The organism is Pseudomonas sp. Tav-5-1A, from assembly GCF_055755055.1.
The window spans coordinates 3,860,779-3,879,120 of record NZ_CM146901.1 but is presented as its reverse complement, the minus strand read 5'-3'; the positions used below and the strand labels follow the sequence as shown (position 1 = coordinate 3,879,120).

The following is an 18,342-nucleotide window of genomic DNA, read 5'->3' as shown; positions in this document are numbered from 1 at the left end:
AGCGGGTCAGTTGCTGGCCACGGCGCCGTCGAAATCCTGTTCGCTGTCGCGCTTGTTCAGCGGCGGCAGCAGCGAGCCGATGATCATGCCCAGGGCGCTGATCAGCAGGCCGGCCAGTTGCGGCGGCCACAGGTCGCCGTCCTGGTGGGTCATTTCCAGCAGGCCCCAGGAGCTCAGGCCGAAGATGATCGCGATGATCGCGCCCTGGTTGGTGGCGCGTTTCCAGAACAGGCCGAAGAACAGCGGCACCACGGCGGCTACCAGGGTCACCTTGTAGGCGTTGCCGACCATCTCGTAGATGCTGGAGTTGGAGTACAGCGCGAACAGGCAGGTGAGGGCGGCGCCCACGGCGATGGTGATGCGCATGGCCAGCAGGAACTGGCGGTCGGTCATGTTCGGGCGCATGCGCTTGAGCACGTTCTCGGTGAAGGTCACCGACGGCGCCAACAGGGTGCCCGAGGCGGTGGACATGATCGCCGACAGCAGCGCGCCGAAGAACATGATCTGCGCGAACAGCGGGGTGCGTTCCATGATCAGGCGCGGCAGGATCATCTGCGCGTCGGTGTCCAGCAGGTCGCTGACCATTTGCGGGTCGATCATGGAGGCGGCGTAGGTCAGGAAGATCGGCAGCATGCAGAAGGTCAGGTAGCAGCAGGCACCGGCGATGGAGGCGCGCGAGGCGATTTTCTCGGTCTTGGCCGACATCACCCGGGCGTACACGTCCTGCTGGGGAATGGAGCCGAACATCATGGTCACCGCGGCGCCCAGGAAGCCCAGGATGTCCTTGGCCGAGGTGCTGTGCACCATGGTGAATTTGCCGGCTGCCGCCGCATGCTCGATCACGTGGCCTGCGCCGCCGGCCATGCTGCCCAGCAGGTAGGTGAGGTAGACCAGGCCGCAGACGATGATCAGCATCTGCATGGAGTCGTTCATGGCCACCGACCACATGCCGCCGAACAGGGTGTACACCAGCACGATGCCGGTGCCCAGCAGCATGCCTTCGGTGGTGCTGATGGCGCCGTCGGAGAGCACGTTGAACACCACGCCCAGGGCGGTCAGCTGCGCGGCGATCCAGCCCAGGTACGAACCGATGATCACCAGGCTGACGAACAGCTCCACCTTCGGCCCGTAGCGTTTGCGGAAGAAGTCACCGATGGTGAGCATGTTCAGGCGGTACAGCGGGCGGCAGAACACCAGGCCCACCAGCATCAGGCAGCCGAACGAGCCGAAGGGGTCTTCGATGATGCCCGAGAAGCCGTTTTTCATGAACGCGGCGGGAATACCCAGCACCGCTTCGGAACCAAACCAGGTGGCGAACACCATGGCGGTTACCACGGGGAAGGACATGCTGCGGCCAGCCGCCGCAAAGTCCTTGGAGTTCTTGACACGAGTGGAGGCGTAGAAGCCGACACTCACAGTGATCAGCAGGTAAACCGCGACAAACCAGATCAGCATGTGTTCTTCCCGTTCGCACGCGCAGCCTGGCCAGGGCGAAAACCTGGGCACACGCTGGCGAGGCGCTAGACAAAATTGTTTTTTTTGGACGCGTACGGGGTCTCAGGCGGGTGAGGGTGGCCAGGGGCTGGCGGTGCTCGCCCGGTGATGTCCGGTACAACGGGTCGGCAGTGTGCCAAACGCGTCAAATATGTCAAACGTTTACAGCGTGCTAGCGGAAAATTAGCGACGTCGTTTTTGCTAAAAACAACATAACTATATGATTAATAACGAATTAAATTGCCAGATATTTTGGTCGGCTTGTCAATAATTCTGGACCTGTGCCGCCCTTGATCCTCGCCGCGCCGGGGCCGACAATGGTGAAAACAACGTGCAAGGATTCCCATGTTCTATTCCATGGCAGCCAACGGACTGGTGGTGTTTCACGGCCTGTTCATTATTTTTGTACTGCTGGGCGGGCTGTTGCTGCTCAAGTGGCGGCGGCTGATCTGGCTGCACCTGCCGGCGGCGGCCTGGGGCGTGGCGGTGGAGGTGTTTCACCTGACCTGTCCGCTGACGTACTGGGAGAACCTGATGCGCCTGCAGGCGGGGCAGCAGGGCTATGCGGGGGGGTATGTGGAGCACTACCTGCTGCCAGTGATCTACCCGGCCGGGCTGACGGCGGGTATCCAGCTGGTGCTGGGCAGCGTGGTGCTGCTGATCAATGGCACGGTCTACTGGCGGTTGTGCCGCCGGTGGCGTGGTGAAGCGTTGCGGCCTATTCCTTGACGTCCATGAACTCGCGGGCCCAGGCCACGTAGCTCTCAGGCAGGGTGTAGGTGTGGGTCAGCTCGGTGGCACTCAGGTTCTGGGTGCTGCGGGTGAGCTTGCGCTGTTCGCGCAGGGAGTCGTAGGTGGCCTTGATGGCGGCGAAGTAGGCGCCGTGGCCATCGACGCTGATGCGCACGCCCAGTTTCGCCAGGCGGTCGTCGTCCTGCAGCGCCGGGTTGCCGTAGGTCACCAGCATCAGCGGCACGCTGAGGTGCTGGGCGATCTCTTCCAGGTGGTCGAAATCACGCACGCCCACCATGCAGATGCCATCGGCGCCGGCTTCCTGGTAGGCCTTGGTGCGGGCGATCACGTCTTCGGTGCTCAGCACGCCGGCGTGGGTGCGGGCGATGATGGTCAGCTCCGGGTCGATACGCGCTTCCAGGGCGGCCTTGATCTTGCCGATGCCTTCGGCCACCGAGATCAGGTCGGTGGACTTGCGGCCGAACTGGGCGGGCAGCAGGGTGTCTTCGATGGTCAGCGCGGCGACGCCGGCGCGCTCCAGCTCGGCCACGGTGCGCATCACGTTGAGGGCGTTGCCGTAGCCGTGGTCGGCGTCGGCGATGAACGGCAGCTGGGCCACGCGGCCGATGCGGGTGGCCTGTTCGACGAATTCACTCAGGGTGATCAGCGCGAAGTCCGGGGCGCCCAGCACTTGCAGGGAGGCCACCGAGCCGCCGAGGATGCCGACTTCAAAGCCCAGGTCGGCGGCGATGCGCGCCGACATCGGGTCGAACACGGAGGCGGTGTGGAAGCAGGCGTTGGAAGCGAGCAGCTGGCGGAATGCGCGACGCAAACCTTGGTGGGAAATTCTGGGCATGAGCGCTCCTCAGTGTGGCATCAATCGGTTTTACCGTCCGGGCCAAGATGAAATGGTGGGAGACTATCACACGCAATAGTACCGTTGATGTCGTTTTCGCATCATTCGATGCGTGGGCGTTATCAACAGCTTAAACGTTTCAGGTATGAACAATCCCACCACTGATCGGCGATTATACAGTGCGGGATCAAGGACTTGTAGCAGCTGCTTGCCTGTGGGAGCTGGCTTGCCAGCGAGCTGTTGGGGCCTAAAAAGCTCGCTGGCAAGCCAGCTCCCACAAGGTAGCCGCAGCCACGGGAATTATTTGGGTTGCTTGGCCAGCCAGGCCTTCATCTGCGCGATCTCGGCGTCCTGGGCCTTGATGATGCCTTCGGCCAGCTTGCGGATCTCCGGGTCCTTGCCGTACTTGAGTTCGGTCTTGGCCATGTCCACCGCGCCCTGGTGGTGGGGCAGCATGCCCTGCACGAACAGCACGTCGGGGTTGTCGCTGGTGGCGTTCATGTTCATGTCCGCCGACATGCCGTGGGCGGCGTGCTGGTACTCGGCCTTCATGGCGGCGTTGTCATCGGCGTAGGCAGCGCCGCACAAGGTGGTGGCGAGCATGAAACTCAAGAGTTTGATCACGGTGTGCTCCTGCTGGTCGAAAAGGTGCAGGGTAGACCTTGCCATGGGGGGAAGGTCAAGGCCAGGTGTACGCCCTGCAACAGCGTTCCCACACTCTGCCAGCCAGCCAACAAGCCACCTGCCGCAGGCCCCCTGAAAATACGGGCCCAGAGCCTTGGCACGCTCGCTGCAATGAGCTTCCCGGCGCGTCCCACCCCGCACAAGGAAGCCTCATGACTGCCCCGACCTACGAACACCTGCACCGGCGCTTCGCCGACGTCTTCACCCGCATCCAGGCCACCGCCGTGGCCCGCGAACAGCAGCGCGAGCTGGCCCACGACGCCGTGGCCTGGCTGCGCGCGGCAGGCTTCGGTGCCTTGCGCGTGCCGGTGGCCCACGGCGGCCTGGGGGCTAGCCTGCCGCAGCTGTTCCAACTGCTGATCGAGCTGGGCGCCGCCGACTCCAACCTGCCGCAGATCGTGCGCGCGCACTTCGGCTTCGTCGAAGGCCGGCTGTCGAGCCGCGACGCCGCGTCCCAGGCCTACTGGCTGCCCAAGGCCGCCGACGGCCAGCTGTGGGGCGCGGCCATGGCCGAGCGCAGCGACACCTCGCGCAACGCGGTGAGCCTGAGCGCCGCAGAACCCGGCAACCGCGCCGCCGGCTGGCTGCTGGACGGCGAGAAGTATTACTGCACCGGCACCCTGTACGCCGACTGGATTGCCGCCATTGCCGTGGACGGCGACGACTTTGTCAGCGTCTCGGTGCCCACCGATGCCCCCGGCGTCACCGTGGAAGATGACTGGGACGGCTTCGGCCAGCGCCTCACCGGCAGCGGCACCACGCGCTTCACGGCGGTGAAGGTGCCCGAGCAGCACGTGGTGCGGCGCTTCAAGAAGGACGAGCTGCGCAACGAGTCCTACCTCAGCGCCTTCTACCAGCTGTTCCACCTGGCCACCCTGGCCGGCATCGCCGACGCGGTGCTGCGCGACGCCAGCGACTTCGTCCGCGGCCGCACCCGCGGCTTCGGCATTCCCGGCCAGTCCAGCCCCAAGGACGACCCGCTGGTGCAGCGGGTGATCGGCCGCCTGTCGAGCCTGGCCTACGCCGCGCGCACCCAAGTGCTGGCCGTGGCCCAGGTGCTGCAGGACGTGCACGAGGCGGAGCAGGGCGCGCGGGCAACCGAGGCGCATTACACCGAGGCCGAGATCCGCGCCTACCAGGCCCAGCAGATCGTGCTGGAGCAGGTGCTGGAAGCCACCACGCTGCTGTTCGAGGTGGGCGGCGCCTCGGCCACCAGCACCAGCCGGCGCTTCGACCGCCACTGGCGCAACGCCCGCACCCTGGCCTCGCACAACCCGGCCATCTACCGCGAGCGGGCACTGGGCAACTACTACCTCAACGGCGTCACCCCCCATGCCGCCTGGCGCAGCCTGCAGGCCGACGAAGCCGTGCACGACGAAGCCAGCGCGGTGTGAACTGCGCCTTTCATTGACTGCAAAAAGGATCACCCATGCGTTACCGCCAATTGGGCAACAGCGACATCAAGGTCAGCGTGCTGGGCCTGGGCACCATGACCTGGGGCCATCAGAACAGCGAGGCCGACGCCCACCAGCAGATCGACCTGGCCCTGGCCGAAGGCATCAACCTGATCGACACCGCCGAGATGTACCCCACGCCCACCCGCGCCGAGACCTGGCGCACCACCGAGCGCTACATCGGCACCTGGCTGGCCGCCAGCGGCCGGCGCGCCGACGTGGTGCTGGCCAGCAAGGTGGCCGGGCCCTCGCGTGACGGCCAGGTGCACATTCGCGACGGCCTGAGCCGCCACGACCGGCGCAACATCGTCGAAGCCCTGGACGGCAGCCTCAAGCGTTTGAACACCGACTACCTGGACCTGTACCAGCTGCACTGGCCGGACCGCACCACCAATATCTTCGGCCAGCGCGAATACCCCTACGTCGACGACAGCCACAGCGTGGCCATCGAGGAAACCCTGGCGGTGCTGGCCGAGCAGGTGCAGGCCGGCAAGATCCGCCACATCGGCGTGTCCAACGAAACCCCGTGGGGCGTGGCCCAGTTCCTCAAGCACAGCGAGCGCCTGGGCCTGCCGCGCATCGTCAGCATCCAGAACCCCTACAGCCTGCTCAACCGCCTGTACGAGGGCGGCCTGTCGGAGTTCAGCCACCGCGAGGGCGTGAGCCTGCTGGCCTATTCGCCGCTGGCCTTCGGCGCGCTCACCGGCAAGTACCTGGGCGGCGCGCGGCCCGAGGGGTCGCGGCTGTCGGCGGTGTACCGCACCTTCAACCGTTATGACAGCGCCGCAGCCCAGGAGGCCATCGCCGGCTACGTCGGCGTGGCCCTGGAGCACGGCCTGACCCCGGCGCAACTGGCCCTGGCCTACCTGCTGGACAAGCCGTTCGTGGCCAGCGCACTCACCGGCCAGACCAGCCTGGCGCAGCTGCGTGACAACCTCGGTGCACTGGACGTGGTGCTGAGCGCCGAGGTCAAGGCGCAGGTGCAGGCCATTCACCAGCGCCTCCCCAATCCGGCCCCCTGAGCAAAGGAGTAAAGGCAGTGCCCAAGCAACTGCACGTCAACCTGTTCGAAATGAATTGCGTCAGCCACATCGTCCATGGCCTGTGGGTGCACCCGGAGAACAACCGCCACCGCTTCAACGACCTCGACTACTGGACCGAACTGGCGCAGTTGCTGGAACACGGCACCTTCGACGGCGTGTTCCTGGCCGATGTGATCGGCACCTACGACCGCTTCCGCGACGGCCCGGAAACCGCGCTGCGCGAAGCCATGCAGATCCCCAGCAACGACCCGCTGCTGGTGATTCCGGCCATGGCCGCGGTGACCCGCAACCTGGGCTTCGGCGCCACCTTCTCCACCACCTACGAACCGCCGTTCGCCTTCGCCCGGCGCATGAGCACCCTCGACCACCTGACCAAGGGCCGGGTGGGGTGGAACATCGTCACCTCGTACCTGCCCAACGCGGCGCGCAACTTCGGCCATGCCACCGAGGTGGTGCACGACCACCGCTACGAGATCGCCGACGAGTACCTGGATGTGCTGTACAAGCTGTGGGAAGGCTCGTGGGACGACGACGCCGTGGTGCAGGACCGCGAGCGCCGGGTGTACACCGACCCCAGCAAGGTGCGCTACATCGACCACGTCGGCGAGCACTTCAAGGTGGCCGGCCCGCACCTGTGCCAGCCCTCGCGCCAGCGCACCCCCGTGCTGTTCCAGGCCACCGGCTCGCCGGCCGGTATCGAGTTCGCCGGGCGCCATGCCGAGGTGGTGTTCACCGGCGGCGAGGACACCGCGGCAGTGCGCGCCAACATCCACGCCATGCGCCAGCAGGCCATTGCCCACGGGCGCGACCCGGCGGGGCTGAAGTTCATCGTCATGGCCGGGGTGATCGTCGGGCGCACGGACGAGGAGGTCAGCCGCAAGTTGGATAGCTATCGCCAGTTGATGAGCGTCGAGGCGTCGCTGGTGCACGCCCAGGCCGCCGTGGACCTGACCGCGTACCCGCGCGACACCTTGATCAGCGATTTGATCGAGCGCCAGGTCAAGGGCTGGGAAAGCCTGCAGCGCTACGTGCCGTCGACCACGGTGGGCGCGGTGCTGGCGCGGCTGGAGGGCTTCAACCGCGAGCGCTTCTTCGTCGCCGGCACGCCGACGGTGGTGGCCGACCAGATCGAGAAGTGGCTGGACGAGGACGGCATCGACGGCATCAACCTGCGCCAGTACCTGACCTTCGAGACCGCCCGCGACTTCATCGAACTGGTGGTGCCGGAGCTGCGCCGCCGCGGCCGGTTCCGCGAGTGCTACAACGACGGCGAAACCCTGCGCGAACGGCTGTTCGGCGCCGGCAACGCGCGGCTGCCCAGCGACCACTTCGGCGCCCGCTACCGCGACCCGGCCACCCTGCGCGAGCCGGCGCGGCCGCTGCGTTTCCCGTCACCCTAGGCGCCTTACCAGGTATCGACGAACCCCGGCGCGCTGCCGTGCTTGCGGGGCGGCAGGGCGTTCAGGCCGCGGATCAGCCAGGCGCGGGTGTCCTGCGGGTCGATCACGGCATCAATCTCGAGGAAGCTCGCCATGTTGATGGCCTTGCCGTTCTGGTAGGCCTTGGCCACCAGCTTGTCGTACAGCGCCTGGCGCGCCTCGGGGCTCGGTTGCGCCGCCAGTTCCTTGGCGAAGCCCAGCTGCACCGCGCCCTCCAGGCCCATGGCGCCGAACTCGGCGCTGGGCCAGGCGATGGTGAACACTGGGCTGTGGAAGCTGCCGGCGGCCATGGCCTGGGCGCCCAGGCCGTAGCCCTTGCGCAGCACCACGGTGAAGAACGGCACGCTGAGGCTGGCAGCGGTGACGAACAGCCGTGACACATGGCGCACCGTGGCCTGCTGTTCCGCCGCCGGGCCGACCATGAAGCCTGGGGTGTCGCACAACGACAGCAGCGGCAGGCCGAAGCGCTCGCACAGCTGCATGAAGCGCGCGGCCTTGTCGCCGGCCACAGCGTCGATGGCGCCGCCCAGGTGCAGCGGATTGTTGGCCAGCAGGCCAAACGGCCGGCCTTCGATGCGCACCAGAGCGGTGATCAGCCCGGGGGCGAAGTCGCGGCGCAGCTCCAGGCAGGACGCCTCGTCCACCAAGGTGTCGATCAGCGTGCGAATGTCGTAGCCACGCAGGCGGTTCGCCGGGATGGCCTGGCGCAGCAGGCGCTGGTCGGCGCACTGCCAGTCGTTCAGCGGGCCCTGGAAGTAGGCCAGGTAACGCTTGGCCATCGCCACCGCCTGCGCCTGGTCGTCGACCAGCACGTCGATTACGCCATTGGCGCTCTGCACGTGGCTGGGGCCGACTTCTTCGGCGCTGAAACGGCCCAGGCCACCGCCCTCGATCATCGCCGGGCCGGCCATGCCGATGCTGGCGTCGCGGGTGGCGATGATCACGTGGCAGCAGCCCAGCAGCGCGGCGTTGCCGGCAAAGCAGCGGCCCGAGACCACGCCCACCAACGGCACCTGCGCCGACAGCCCGGCCATGGCCACGAAGGTGTGGCAGTCCAGGCCCGCCACGCCAACGAAATCGGTGTCGCCGGGGCGGCCACCGCCGCCTTCGGCAAACAGCACCACCGGCAGCTGCCACTCGCGCGCCAGGCCCAGCAGGCGGTCGGTTTTCTTGTGGTTCATCATGCCCTGGGTGCCGGCGAACACGCTGTAGTCGTAGGCCAGCACCAGGCAGCGCGCGGCCTGGGCGCCGAACAGCGCGGCGTTGACCGTGCCGGTGCCGGCCACCAGGCCGTCTGCCGGGCTCTGGGCGATCAACTCTTCGAGACTGCGCCGGCGGCGCTGGGCGGCCAGCGCCAGGTTGCCGTATTCGCTGAAACTGCCCGGGTCGAGCAGGTCGGCGAGGTTTTCCCGGGTAGTGCGCAGGCCCTTGGCGTGGCGCTTGGCGACGGCCTCGGGGCGGCGTTCATCCAGCGTCAGCGCGTGCCGTTCCAGGGCCTCGGCGAGGTCGGCGCGCATTTCGTCAAGGTCCACGGCCTGTTCGCTGTGGTCCTCGCCGGTGGCCAGGTCCGCTGGCTGCAGAATCAACAAAGGCTGGCCCTCGCTGATGGTGTCGCCGGGGCTGCCCAGCAGTTGCTGGACGATGGCGTCGCGGTCGGCCTTGAGCACGAAGTGCATCTTCATGGCTTCCAGCACGGCCAGCTCCTGGCCCTGGCGTACGTGGTCGCCGGGCGCTACTTCATGGCTGATCAGCACGCCCTGGCCCGGTGCGGTCGCCGCCACGCTGCCGGGCGGCAGTTGTAACGGCGCCTGACTGGGCCCGGATGGCGCCACGGCGGCCGCGGCGAACAGGCTGGGGTGCGGCACTGCGGGCGCTGCCAGCAACGCCGGCAACTGGGCGCCGATGAAACCGGTGGTCAGCGCCTGTCGGGCCAGCTCCGGGCGCAACAGCAGGTTCTGCAGGAAACCGAGGTTGCTGGCCACGCCCTCCAGGCGGAACTCGCACAGCGCCCGGTAGGCGCGGCGCAGCGCGGTGGGCAGGTCCTCGGCGTGGACCACCAGCTTGGCCAGCAGCGAGTCGAAGCCGGGGTGGCTGTGCAGGCCGGCGTAACCGCAGCCGTCCACGCGCAGGCCGCTGCCGCTGGGCGGTTCATAGGCGCTGATCAGGCCGCCGCTGGCGCGCGCGCTGCCGTCGGCCTGCATGCGCTCCAGGTTGATCCGCGCCTGCACGGCCACGCCCTGGGCACGCGGCGGCTCTGCCAGGCCCAGCTCGGCCAGGTTGTGGCCCTGGGCCAGGCGCAGTTGGGCCTGCACCAGGTCGACGCCGGTGATGGCCTCGGTGATGGTGTGTTCCACCTGCAGGCGCGGGTTGGCCTCCATGAACACGAACTGGCCGGCGGCCTCGTCGACGAGAAACTCGAAGGTGCCGATGCCCTGGTATTCGCAGGCGCGGGCCAGGCTCAGGGCGGCGTCCAGCAGCGCCTGGCGCAGGGCTGGGGCGAGGAAGGGCGCGGGGGCGATCTCCAGCAGCTTCTGGTGCTGGCGTTGCAGGCTGCAGTCGCGCTCCCACAGGTGGCTGACGGCGTGGCCGTCGCCCACCACCTGCACTTCGATATGCCGCGCGGCTTCGATCAGGCGCTCGGCGTACAGCGCGTCCTGGCCGAAGGCGGCCAGGGCCTCGGCCTGGCACAGGGGGAAGGCGGCCAGCAGTTCGGCCTCGCTGCGCACCGCGCGCATGCCACGGCCACCGCCGCCCGCCAGGGCCTTGAGCATGATGGGGCCGTGTTGCAGCAGCTGGCGCGCCGTGGCCAGGTCGATGGCACCAGCGCTGCCGGTGGCGATCGGCACGCCGCAGCGCGCGGCGAGGGCGCGGGCCTGGGCCTTGTCGCCCAGCAGCGCCAGGGCCTGGGGCGACGGCCCGACGAAGATCAGCCCGGCTGCCGCGCAGTCGCGGGCGAAGTCGGCGTTTTCGCTGAGAAAACCGTAGCCGGGGTGTATGGCCTGGCAGCCGTGGTCACGGGCAATGGCGACCAGCTGCGCCCGGTCCAGGTAGGCCGGGGCGCCGCGGCCGCGCAGGGCCACCTGTTCGTCGGCCTTGCGCCGGTGCAGGGCGTCGCCGTCGTCCTCGCTGAAGACGGCCACGCTGGTGATGCCCAGTTCGGCGGCGGCGCGGGCGATGCGGATGGCGATTTCGCCACGGTTGGCGATCAGCAGGCGGGTGATGGCTGGGGTCACAGTAGGGCTTCCAATTCCTGTTTCTTGACTTTGCCGGTGGCGGTCATGGGCAGGCCCTCGACCAGGCGCACCTGCGGGACTTTGTAGCGGGCCATGGCGCCCAGGCACCACTGCACCAGGCTGTCGGCGGTTTCCTCGCTGCCAGGCTTGAGCACGATGAAGGCTACCGGCTCCTGGCCGCGCACCGCGTGGGCGCGCCCCAGCACCGCGCTGGCCAGCACGGCGGGGTGCTGGCCCAGCAGCGCCTCCAGCTCGCTGGGGAACACGCTCATGCCGTTGACCTTGAGCATTTCCCGGCGCCGGCCCAGGTAGCGGATAAAGCCTTGTTCGCTGATCTGGCCAAGGTCGCCGGTGTGCAGCCAGCCATCGCGCAGGGCCTGGGCGCTGGCGTCGGGGCGCTGCCAGTAGCCTTTGAACAGCGCCGGCGAACGCACGCACAGCTCACCGGTGCTGCCCAGGGGCAGCAGCGCGCCGCTGTCGAAGTCACACACCTTGAACTGCGTGCCGGGCACCGGCAGGCCGACGAACGTGGGGGCTTCGCGCAGGTCGAGGTCATCGGCCTGCAGGCCATAGGTGAAGGTGTCGCAGGTGTGGGTCTCGGTCATGCCGAAGCTGAACTCGAACAGCGTGCAGCCGGTCAGCGCGTGCCAGCGCCGGCGGTAGTCCAGGGTCAGCTTCTTGATGAACGAAATCGCGCCCACCCGTTGCAGCGAACCCAGGTCGTGGTCCCCCGCCTGCGGGTGGTCCAGCACCTCGGCGAGGTTGTCCACCAGCATGCCGGTGTGGGTCACGCGGTAATGGGCCACGGCGGCCATGAACGCCAGCGGCTCCCAGCGCGCCAGCAGCACCAGGCTGCAGCCGCTGTAGAGGGGGAACAGCAAGCCGGCGTTTTCCCCGGCGATCCAGAACTGCGGCAGGAAGTTCAGGCTCACCGCGTGGCGGTCGCAGCCCAGGGCGGTGGGCACGAAGCTGGCGCAGGTGTAGAGCATGTCGCGGTGGGTGTGGATGCAGCCCTTGGGCAGGCCGGTGGTGCCGCCGGTGTAGTTGAGCGCGGCGATGTCGTCGAGCTGCACCGGGTGTTCGGGCACGGCGGCCTGGCAGGCGGCGAGCGCCGGGTAGAAGTCCAGGGCGTCGGCCACTGGCCGTTTCGGCGCCTTCAACAGGTCGGGGACGGGCAGCGTGGGTCGCGCCGGGCGCAGTTCGCTGAGGCTGGTGGCGATCAAGGTGTGCAGGGCCGTGCGGTCGCGTACCTGCTGCACCAGCGGCAGCAGTTGGTCGAGGCCGATCAGCACGGTGGCACCGCAATCGCCAAGCTGGTGGGCCAGCTCCAGGTGCTGGGACAGCGGGCTGACCGGGGCGTGCACGGCGCCGCATTTGAGAATGCCGAGGAAGGCAATGTGCATTTGCGGGCAATTGGGCAGCAGCACGGCGACCCGGTCGCCCGCCGCCACGCCCAGGCTGCTCAGCAGCGCGGCGCAGCGGTCGCTGAGCTGGTCCAGCTCGCGGTAGGTCAGGCTGTGGCCGTAGAAGTGCAGGGCCGGGTGGTCAGGCTGGACCGTTGCCCAATGACGCAGGTACTCGGTGAGCGGCCGTTCGCCCAGGGGGTATTGGGCGGTGCGGGGCACGTCGGCGGGCCAGGCCTGGGCCCAGCGTTGCTGTAGCTGTGCCAGGTAGGTTGCTTCGTCCATGGAGTGGCCTCGGCGGGGGCGGGTGGGGTCAGCTTAGCCATGTCTATCCTGTTGCCGGGGCAGGATCAGCCACGTGAATGCATCGCAATTTCCCGTAGCCGTTGCCGCCAGGCTGCGCTGGCCGGTGTACACCCGGGAGATCTTCAGTGGCACAAAGGGCCAGCGCAGCCTGCGGCAGCGGCTCCGCCTTCGCGGGGCCGCTACAGTGCCGGTGGGCGGCGGGCGCTGCGGGCCAGGTAGTCGGTGAGGGTGATGGCCAGGTGGTCGCCGGTGGCCAGGGCCACGTAGCCGTCCGGGCGTATCAGGTACAGGGCGTTGCGGGCGAAGCCGGTGTGGTCGAAGGCGGCTTGCCAGGGGAAGACGTGCAGGGGCAGGCCCTCGGCTTCGCACACGGCGCGCAGCTTTTCATCGGCGTCGCCGTACACGTGCACCTGCCACTCGATGGCTTTCAGCGGGGCGAAGTTGTCGGTGCCGTCGAAGGCCACCCAGGGCAGCCGATCGCCGCCGTGCACGTGGCCGGCGACGCCGTCGCTGAGGGCGCTGTGGCGGTAGTGCAGGGTGAGTTGCGCCACGGTGCGGAACAGCCAGTCGCGCACCGGGCCCAGGGCCAGCGCCCTGGGAATCAGCAGCGGCGCCAGGCGGGTGCGCAGCAGGTCGGCCATGGGCCCCTGGGCGGTGGCGAAGGTGAACACGCGGTCGGTGGTGGCCACCAGCTGCCGGGCGAAGCCGATGCGTTCCTGCTCGTAGCTGTCCAGCAGGCTGTCGTCGGCGTTGCCCTTGAGCACGCTGGCCAGTTTCCACGCCAGGTTGATGGCGTCGCCGATGCCGGTGTTCATGCCTTGGCCGCCGGCCGGGCTGTGGATGTGCGCTGCGTCACCGAGCAGGAACACCCGGCCATGGCGGAACTGTTCGGTGACCCGGTGGTGTACGTGGTAGGTGGAGAACCAGTTCAGCTGGTCCACCTGCACCTTGAGGTGGTCGATGGCGCGGCGGCTGATGTCTTCGAACTGCAGGCTGTCGGCGCGGGCGGCACGCTCGTCGCGCACGGTGCCGATCAGCCGCGCGCGGCCGGTGCCGGCCAGTGGGAACACGGCCAGGAAGTCGGCTTCGTCGAGGTCCACGTGCAGCTCGCCATTGAACGCCGGGCCCTGGCCGACCACGTCGGCGACGTAGAACACCTGCTGGTAGGTGCCACCGGGAAAACCGCTGCCCAGGGCGTTGCGGGTGGTGGAGCGGGCGCCGTCGCAGCCGGCCAGGTAGCTGGCCACGCAGGACTCCAGGTGCCCGTCAGGGTGTTGCAGCTGCGCCAGCACCTGCTCGCCCTGGTCGACGAGGCCGCGCAGGGTCACGCCGCGCTCCACGCTGATGCCCTGGGCTTGCAGGCGTTCGATCAGCAGGCGTTCGTGTTCGTCCTGGGGGAATATCTCCAGGAAGCTGTAGGGCGTCAGGCCTTCGCCGATGTTGGAGAACGGCAGGTGCGCGACCGCCGTGCCCTTGACCCACAGGTTGATGGCGGCCACGGTGTGACCGTGGCGCAGGATATGGTCGCTGAGGTCCAGTTGCTGGTAGAGCTCCAGGGTGCGGGCTTGTACCGCCAGGGCGCGGGAGGTGGTGCCGGGTTCCAGGGCCTGGTCGATGATGCGCGGCTGGATGCCCTGGGCGCTTAGCCACAGGGCCAGGGCAAGGCCGGTGGGGCCGGCACCGACGATGAGCACGTCGCAGCGTTGCATGGTGGTTACCTCGTGGACGGGGTAGATTCCAGTATGGCAGGGCGTAACTTGATCTGCTTTTGATCCGGCTTTTGATCCGGCTTTTGATCCGGCTTTTGATCCGGCTTTTGATCTGGTTTTTGATGTGGTTTTTGATCTTGCTCTTGATCTTGATTGTATGCCCCGTAAAGCGCCCGGGCCGACTGGAGGCGTCGCTCAACGGGCTGCCCGAAGGGCCGAGGCCGCAGACCGAAGAGACGGTAACCCGCAGGCTTCTATAGCGGGTGCCGTCTGCCCGTTGAGCGGCGCCGGAAGGAGGGGACCCGTAGCGCAGCGGAGGGCCCAAGCAGGGGCAAGCCTTTTTTGGTTACTTTTTGAGGCGTTTGTCAAAAAGTGACCCGCCGTAAGGGCGGAAAGGTGATTGTGCATCACCCTAGGTAATGGATATGTTCACGATATGTGGATCCCGCTTTTTAGGGTTTCGGACATATCCATTTTCGTGGTGCGACCACCGACCGTTCCGGCCTTACGCCGGGTCACTTTTTTCAGTCGAAAAAAAAGTAACCAAAAATTCTCGCCCCTGCTTGGGCCCTCCGCTGCGCTACGGGTCCCCTCCCTCCGGCGTCGCTCAAGCGGACGACGGCCCGGAATAGAAGCGCCTCCGGTTCCGTCTTCCTCGGCTCCGCCGAGGCCCGCTTGATCAACGCCTCCGGTCGGCCCGGGCGCTTAACGGGGCCAAGATCAAGATCAAGATCAAAAGCCAGATCAAAAGCCAGATCAAAAGCAAAGGCCGGATCAAAAGCTCGAGCCGGCGGCTCTCCGGGTTTGTTCGGGCATAAAAAAGCCCGGTTCAATGAACCGGGCCTGTTTGCCGCGCAGCATCTCAATAACGCTGATAGTCAGAACCAAACTCACGACGCACTTCCGCCACATAAATCGGCGCCTGTTGCTCCGCATGCTGGTGCGGCAGCACATGTTCGCTGCCGTTCTCGGCCATGCGCATGTTGCGGTCGCGGGCGTGTTCGGCGCCGTCCTGGGCCACGGTGGCCTGGGGGTGGCTGGTGACAGTTTGCGGGGTGGCGAAAGCGCTGCCGGTGGCCATCAGTGACAGGGCAAGGCTGAAGGTGATTACAGGTTTCATGGTGAGGCTCCAGATTAGGTGGTGGAGAAGATGGAGCCAACTTTACGACCGGCCGCCGCGCAGGAAAAACCACCTGCGGGCATAGTGACTATCGATTTCGATGATTACCGCCATCGGCGCCTCTAGGGCGCCGGTTGGCGCAGGGCGCACAGGCGCCTGCGGCCATGGTCGGGGTTGATTCAGGCGCCCGGGTCGAGCAACCCTGCACGTTCGCCCAGCCCATGGCGGCGGTCAGCCAAAGGTGAAGGCATAGGCCGAGACACCCGGGTCAAGGAACTCGATGCTGAAGGTGTGCTGGCTGATGTCCCCGGGCTGGCGCACCAGCTGGTACAGGCGCTGCTCGGTGACCTGGCCGCTGCCGTCCGGCGCAACGTCGGTGCCGTGGGCGTCGCCCGGCGCCTTGCCGTCGATCAGCACCTTGAAGCGCACAGGCTGGCCGTTGGTGCCGGGGCCCAGCACCAGGTGCAGGTCGCGGGCCTGGAAGCGGTAGGCGATGCGGCCGTTGGCCTGGCTGAGGGTGGCCTGTTCGGCGCCGATTCGCCATTGGCCTTCCACGCCCCACTGGTTCAGCTGCGGCTGGGCGGGCAATTGATAGTGGGCGTCCTTGTCGGCGGCCAGCGCCGGGGTGGAGGCGAAGTTTTCCGAGCGGCGGTAGCCCACGTAGGTTTCTGGCGAGCGCATGTCCTGGTTGTCGGCGGCCTGCTGCACCCCTTGGGCGTCGATGTTCACCAGGTCGCTGTTGAACTGGCCGTGGCCGGCTTCGCGCAACAGTTGCTGGATGACCCGTTCGGACTGCTCGTATTCGCCTTCGCCGAAGTGGTGGAAGCGGATCTTGCCCTGGGCGTCGACGAAGTAGTGGGCGGGCCAGTATTCGTTGTCGAAGGCGCGCCAGATCTTGTAGTCGTTGTCGATGGCCACAGGGTAGGTGATGCCGAGCTTCTTCATGGCCGCGGTGACGTTGCCCACGTCGCGCTCGAAGGCGAATTCGGGGGCGTGCACGCCGATCACCACCAGGCCCTGGTCGTGGTACTTGGCGGCCCAGGCCTTGAGGTAGGGCAGGGTGCGCAGGCAGTTGATGCAGGAGTAGGTCCAGAAGTCCACCAACACCACCTTGCCCTTCAGCGCCTCGGCGGTCAGCGGTGGCGAGTTCAGCCATTGCACGGCGCCGTCCAGCGCCGGCAGGTCGCCTTCCACCGGCAGTGGCTGGGTGTCGCTGACGGTAACGGCGGCGGCCTGCACGGGGCGGTTTTTCTCGCCCAGCACGCGGTCCACCAGGTGCTGTTCCAGGCCGCCGGTGCTGGCAGTGGATAGCTGCGCCAGCACGCCGGTGTCCAGGCCCAGGGCAATGGCGGCGACGCCGGCCAGCATCAAGGCGCCCAGGCCGCGGCGGATCCACTCGCCCACGCCCAGGGCGCGTTTCATGGCGGCGAACAGCTTGCCGCCCACCAGCAGCGCGGCGGCCAGCGAGGTGGCGGCGCCGGCGGCGTAGGCCAGCAGCAACAACGTGGTGCCGACGCTGGCGCCCTGCAGGGCGGCGCCGGTCAGCACCAGGCCAAGGATGGGGCCGGCGCAAGGCGCCCATAGCAGGCCGGTTGCCACGCCGATCAGGAACGAGGCGCCGGGGCGCGGCTGGTTGGTGGTGCCAGCGGCTTCCGACAGTCGGCTACCGGCGGCCACCAACGGCCGGGTCAGGCGCTCGGCCAGCTGCGGCAGCAGCAGGGTCAGGCCGAACAGCGCCACGAACACCAGCGCCAGCCAGCGGCCATACTGGTTCAACTGCACCACCCAGGCACCGCCCACCGCGGCCAGGGAAGCCACCAGGGCGAAGGTCACGGCCATGCCGGCCAGCAGCGGCAGGCCGCTCTTGACGAAGGGCTGGCCGGTGCGGGCGAACACGAACGGCAGCACCGGCAAGATGCAGGGGCTGACGATGGTCAACACGCCCCCCAGGTAGACGATCAGTAGTAGCAGCATGAACTTGTCCTTTTCAGGCGGGGTGAATGGCGTTGTGGGAATGCTAACCATCCCGCGCTCGTGGAATCCTCACGGCCAGTTAAACATTTTGTGATATCTGCTGCGCAAGGTATCGCTATATAGTTGGCTGTATAGCGCTAATGGAACGATAACAGGAGTCACCGTGATGAATGCTTTCTCCAAAGAGGCCGTCGGCCCGTCCTACAGCCTGGCCTCGATGCAGCACGCCCAGGCCATGACCTGGCAGGCCATCGAGCTGCTGTCCCGGCGCATCGCGCCAGGCATGCTCGAATCCCAGGCCCGCGAGCTGGGCAAGCAGGTGCTGCAGGAGCTGGACATGCAGCGTATCTGGCACCCGCTGCTGGTGCGCTTTGGCGCCAACACCCTGAAGACCTTCAAGCAGCGCTCCGAGGGCGACCCGGTGCTGGGCGAGGACGACATCTACTTCATCGACATGGGCGCCGTGTGGCAAGGCCATGAAGGCGACGCCGGCGCCACGTTCACCACCGGCAGCGACCCGCAGAAAATCGCCTGCGCCGCCGCGGCCAAGGCCCTGTTCGACCGCGTCGAAGCCTTCTGGCGCGCCGAGCAGGTCACCGGCCAGGCGCTGTACGACTACGCCGACGCCCAGGCGCGGGAGATGGGCTGGGTGCTGAACCTGAACATCAAGGGCCACCGCGTCAGCGACTTCCCCCACGCCATCTACCGCGGCGGCGACCTGGGCGATTTCGAGCAGGCGCCCAACGCCGGGCTGTGGATTTTGGAGATCCAGCTGGCGCACCCGAGCCTGCCGTACGGCGCCTTCTACGAAGACCTGCTGGTGTAGCGCTATGGTTGTAAGCACATAGCGCCAATACCGATGATGGCGCCTCGATTGCCACTCACAGGGAAGCAC

At 67.3% G+C, this 18,342-nt stretch carries 13 protein-coding genes; 5 read left to right on the top strand and 8 right to left on the bottom strand.

Going from position 1 to position 18,342, the window contains the following annotated elements; genetic code table 11:
- Positions 1–6: 6 nt before the first annotated feature.
- Entirely contained in the window at positions 7–1,455 is a 1,449-nt protein-coding gene (locus AC0J42_RS17590; protein ID WP_416424848.1) for a high affinity choline transporter 1, read from the bottom strand.
- A 384-nt stretch (positions 1,456–1,839) separates the two neighbouring features.
- On the opposite strand from AC0J42_RS17590, the gene AC0J42_RS17585 reads away from it, so the two are divergent.
- Entirely contained in the window at positions 1,840–2,223 is a 384-nt protein-coding gene (locus AC0J42_RS17585) for a DUF2784 domain-containing protein (RefSeq protein ID WP_473002698.1), read from the top strand.
- Here AC0J42_RS17585 and AC0J42_RS17580 read toward each other — a convergent pair.
- On the bottom strand, positions 2,213–3,082 hold the full coding sequence (locus AC0J42_RS17580) for an isocitrate lyase/PEP mutase family protein (protein WP_027980448.1): 870 nt from the start codon (positions 3,080–3,082) through the stop codon (positions 2,213–2,215). The genes AC0J42_RS17585 and AC0J42_RS17580 overlap by 11 nt on opposite strands.
- A gap of 300 nt (positions 3,083–3,382) precedes the next feature.
- The gene (copM, locus tag AC0J42_RS17575; protein WP_416424846.1) at positions 3,383–3,706 is read right to left on the bottom strand and encodes a CopM family metallochaperone; all 324 of its coding nucleotides are present in this window, start codon (positions 3,704–3,706) and stop codon (positions 3,383–3,385) included.
- A gap of 212 nt (positions 3,707–3,918) precedes the next feature.
- On the opposite strand from copM, the gene AC0J42_RS17570 reads away from it, so the two are divergent.
- Genes AC0J42_RS17570 through AC0J42_RS17560 form a run of 3 tightly spaced genes read left to right on the top strand, consistent with a single transcriptional unit; the run spans position 3,919 to position 7,663 of the window.
- Positions 3,919–5,160: an acyl-CoA dehydrogenase family protein gene (locus AC0J42_RS17570; protein WP_416424845.1), complete on the top strand. Its 1,242-nt coding sequence runs from the start codon at positions 3,919–3,921 to the stop codon at positions 5,158–5,160.
- Between the two features lie 35 nt (positions 5,161–5,195).
- The gene (locus AC0J42_RS17565; RefSeq protein ID WP_416424844.1) at positions 5,196–6,242 is read left to right on the top strand and encodes an NADP(H)-dependent aldo-keto reductase; all 1,047 of its coding nucleotides are present in this window, start codon (positions 5,196–5,198) and stop codon (positions 6,240–6,242) included.
- Between the two features lie 17 nt (positions 6,243–6,259).
- Positions 6,260–7,663, top strand: coding sequence for an LLM class flavin-dependent oxidoreductase (locus AC0J42_RS17560; protein ID WP_473002696.1), 1,404 nt, complete (start codon positions 6,260–6,262; stop codon positions 7,661–7,663).
- 5 nt (positions 7,664–7,668) lie between these two features.
- Here AC0J42_RS17560 and AC0J42_RS17555 read toward each other — a convergent pair whose 3' ends face one another.
- The 5 genes from AC0J42_RS17555 to AC0J42_RS17535 all read right to left on the bottom strand — a co-directional run bounded on the left by AC0J42_RS17555 (position 7,669) and on the right by AC0J42_RS17535 (position 17,447).
- Entirely contained in the window at positions 7,669–10,935 is a 3,267-nt protein-coding gene (locus AC0J42_RS17555) for an acetyl-CoA carboxylase family protein (RefSeq protein ID WP_473002695.1), read from the bottom strand.
- Entirely contained in the window at positions 10,932–12,623 is a 1,692-nt protein-coding gene (locus tag AC0J42_RS17550) for an AMP-binding protein (protein ID WP_473002694.1), read from the bottom strand. The genes AC0J42_RS17555 and AC0J42_RS17550 overlap by 4 nt, the downstream gene beginning before the upstream one ends.
- 200 nt (positions 12,624–12,823) lie before the next feature.
- Positions 12,824–14,353 (bottom strand): FAD-dependent monooxygenase, encoded by a 1,530-nt coding sequence (locus tag AC0J42_RS17545; protein ID WP_416424840.1) that lies wholly within the window; start codon positions 14,351–14,353, stop codon positions 12,824–12,826.
- 862 nt (positions 14,354–15,215) lie between these two features.
- Positions 15,216–15,473 (bottom strand): hypothetical protein, encoded by a 258-nt coding sequence (locus AC0J42_RS17540; protein ID WP_416424839.1) that lies wholly within the window; start codon positions 15,471–15,473, stop codon positions 15,216–15,218.
- Positions 15,474–15,704: 231 nt separating this feature from the next.
- Entirely contained in the window at positions 15,705–17,447 is a 1,743-nt protein-coding gene (locus tag AC0J42_RS17535; RefSeq protein WP_473002693.1) for a cytochrome c biogenesis protein DipZ, read from the bottom strand.
- Positions 17,448–17,613: 166 nt separating this feature from the next.
- Here AC0J42_RS17535 and AC0J42_RS17530 point away from each other — a divergent pair, with 166 nt between their 5' ends.
- On the top strand, positions 17,614–18,273 hold the full coding sequence (locus AC0J42_RS17530; RefSeq protein ID WP_473002692.1) for a M24 family metallopeptidase: 660 nt from the start codon (positions 17,614–17,616) through the stop codon (positions 18,271–18,273).
- Positions 18,274–18,342: the final 69 nt, after the last annotated feature.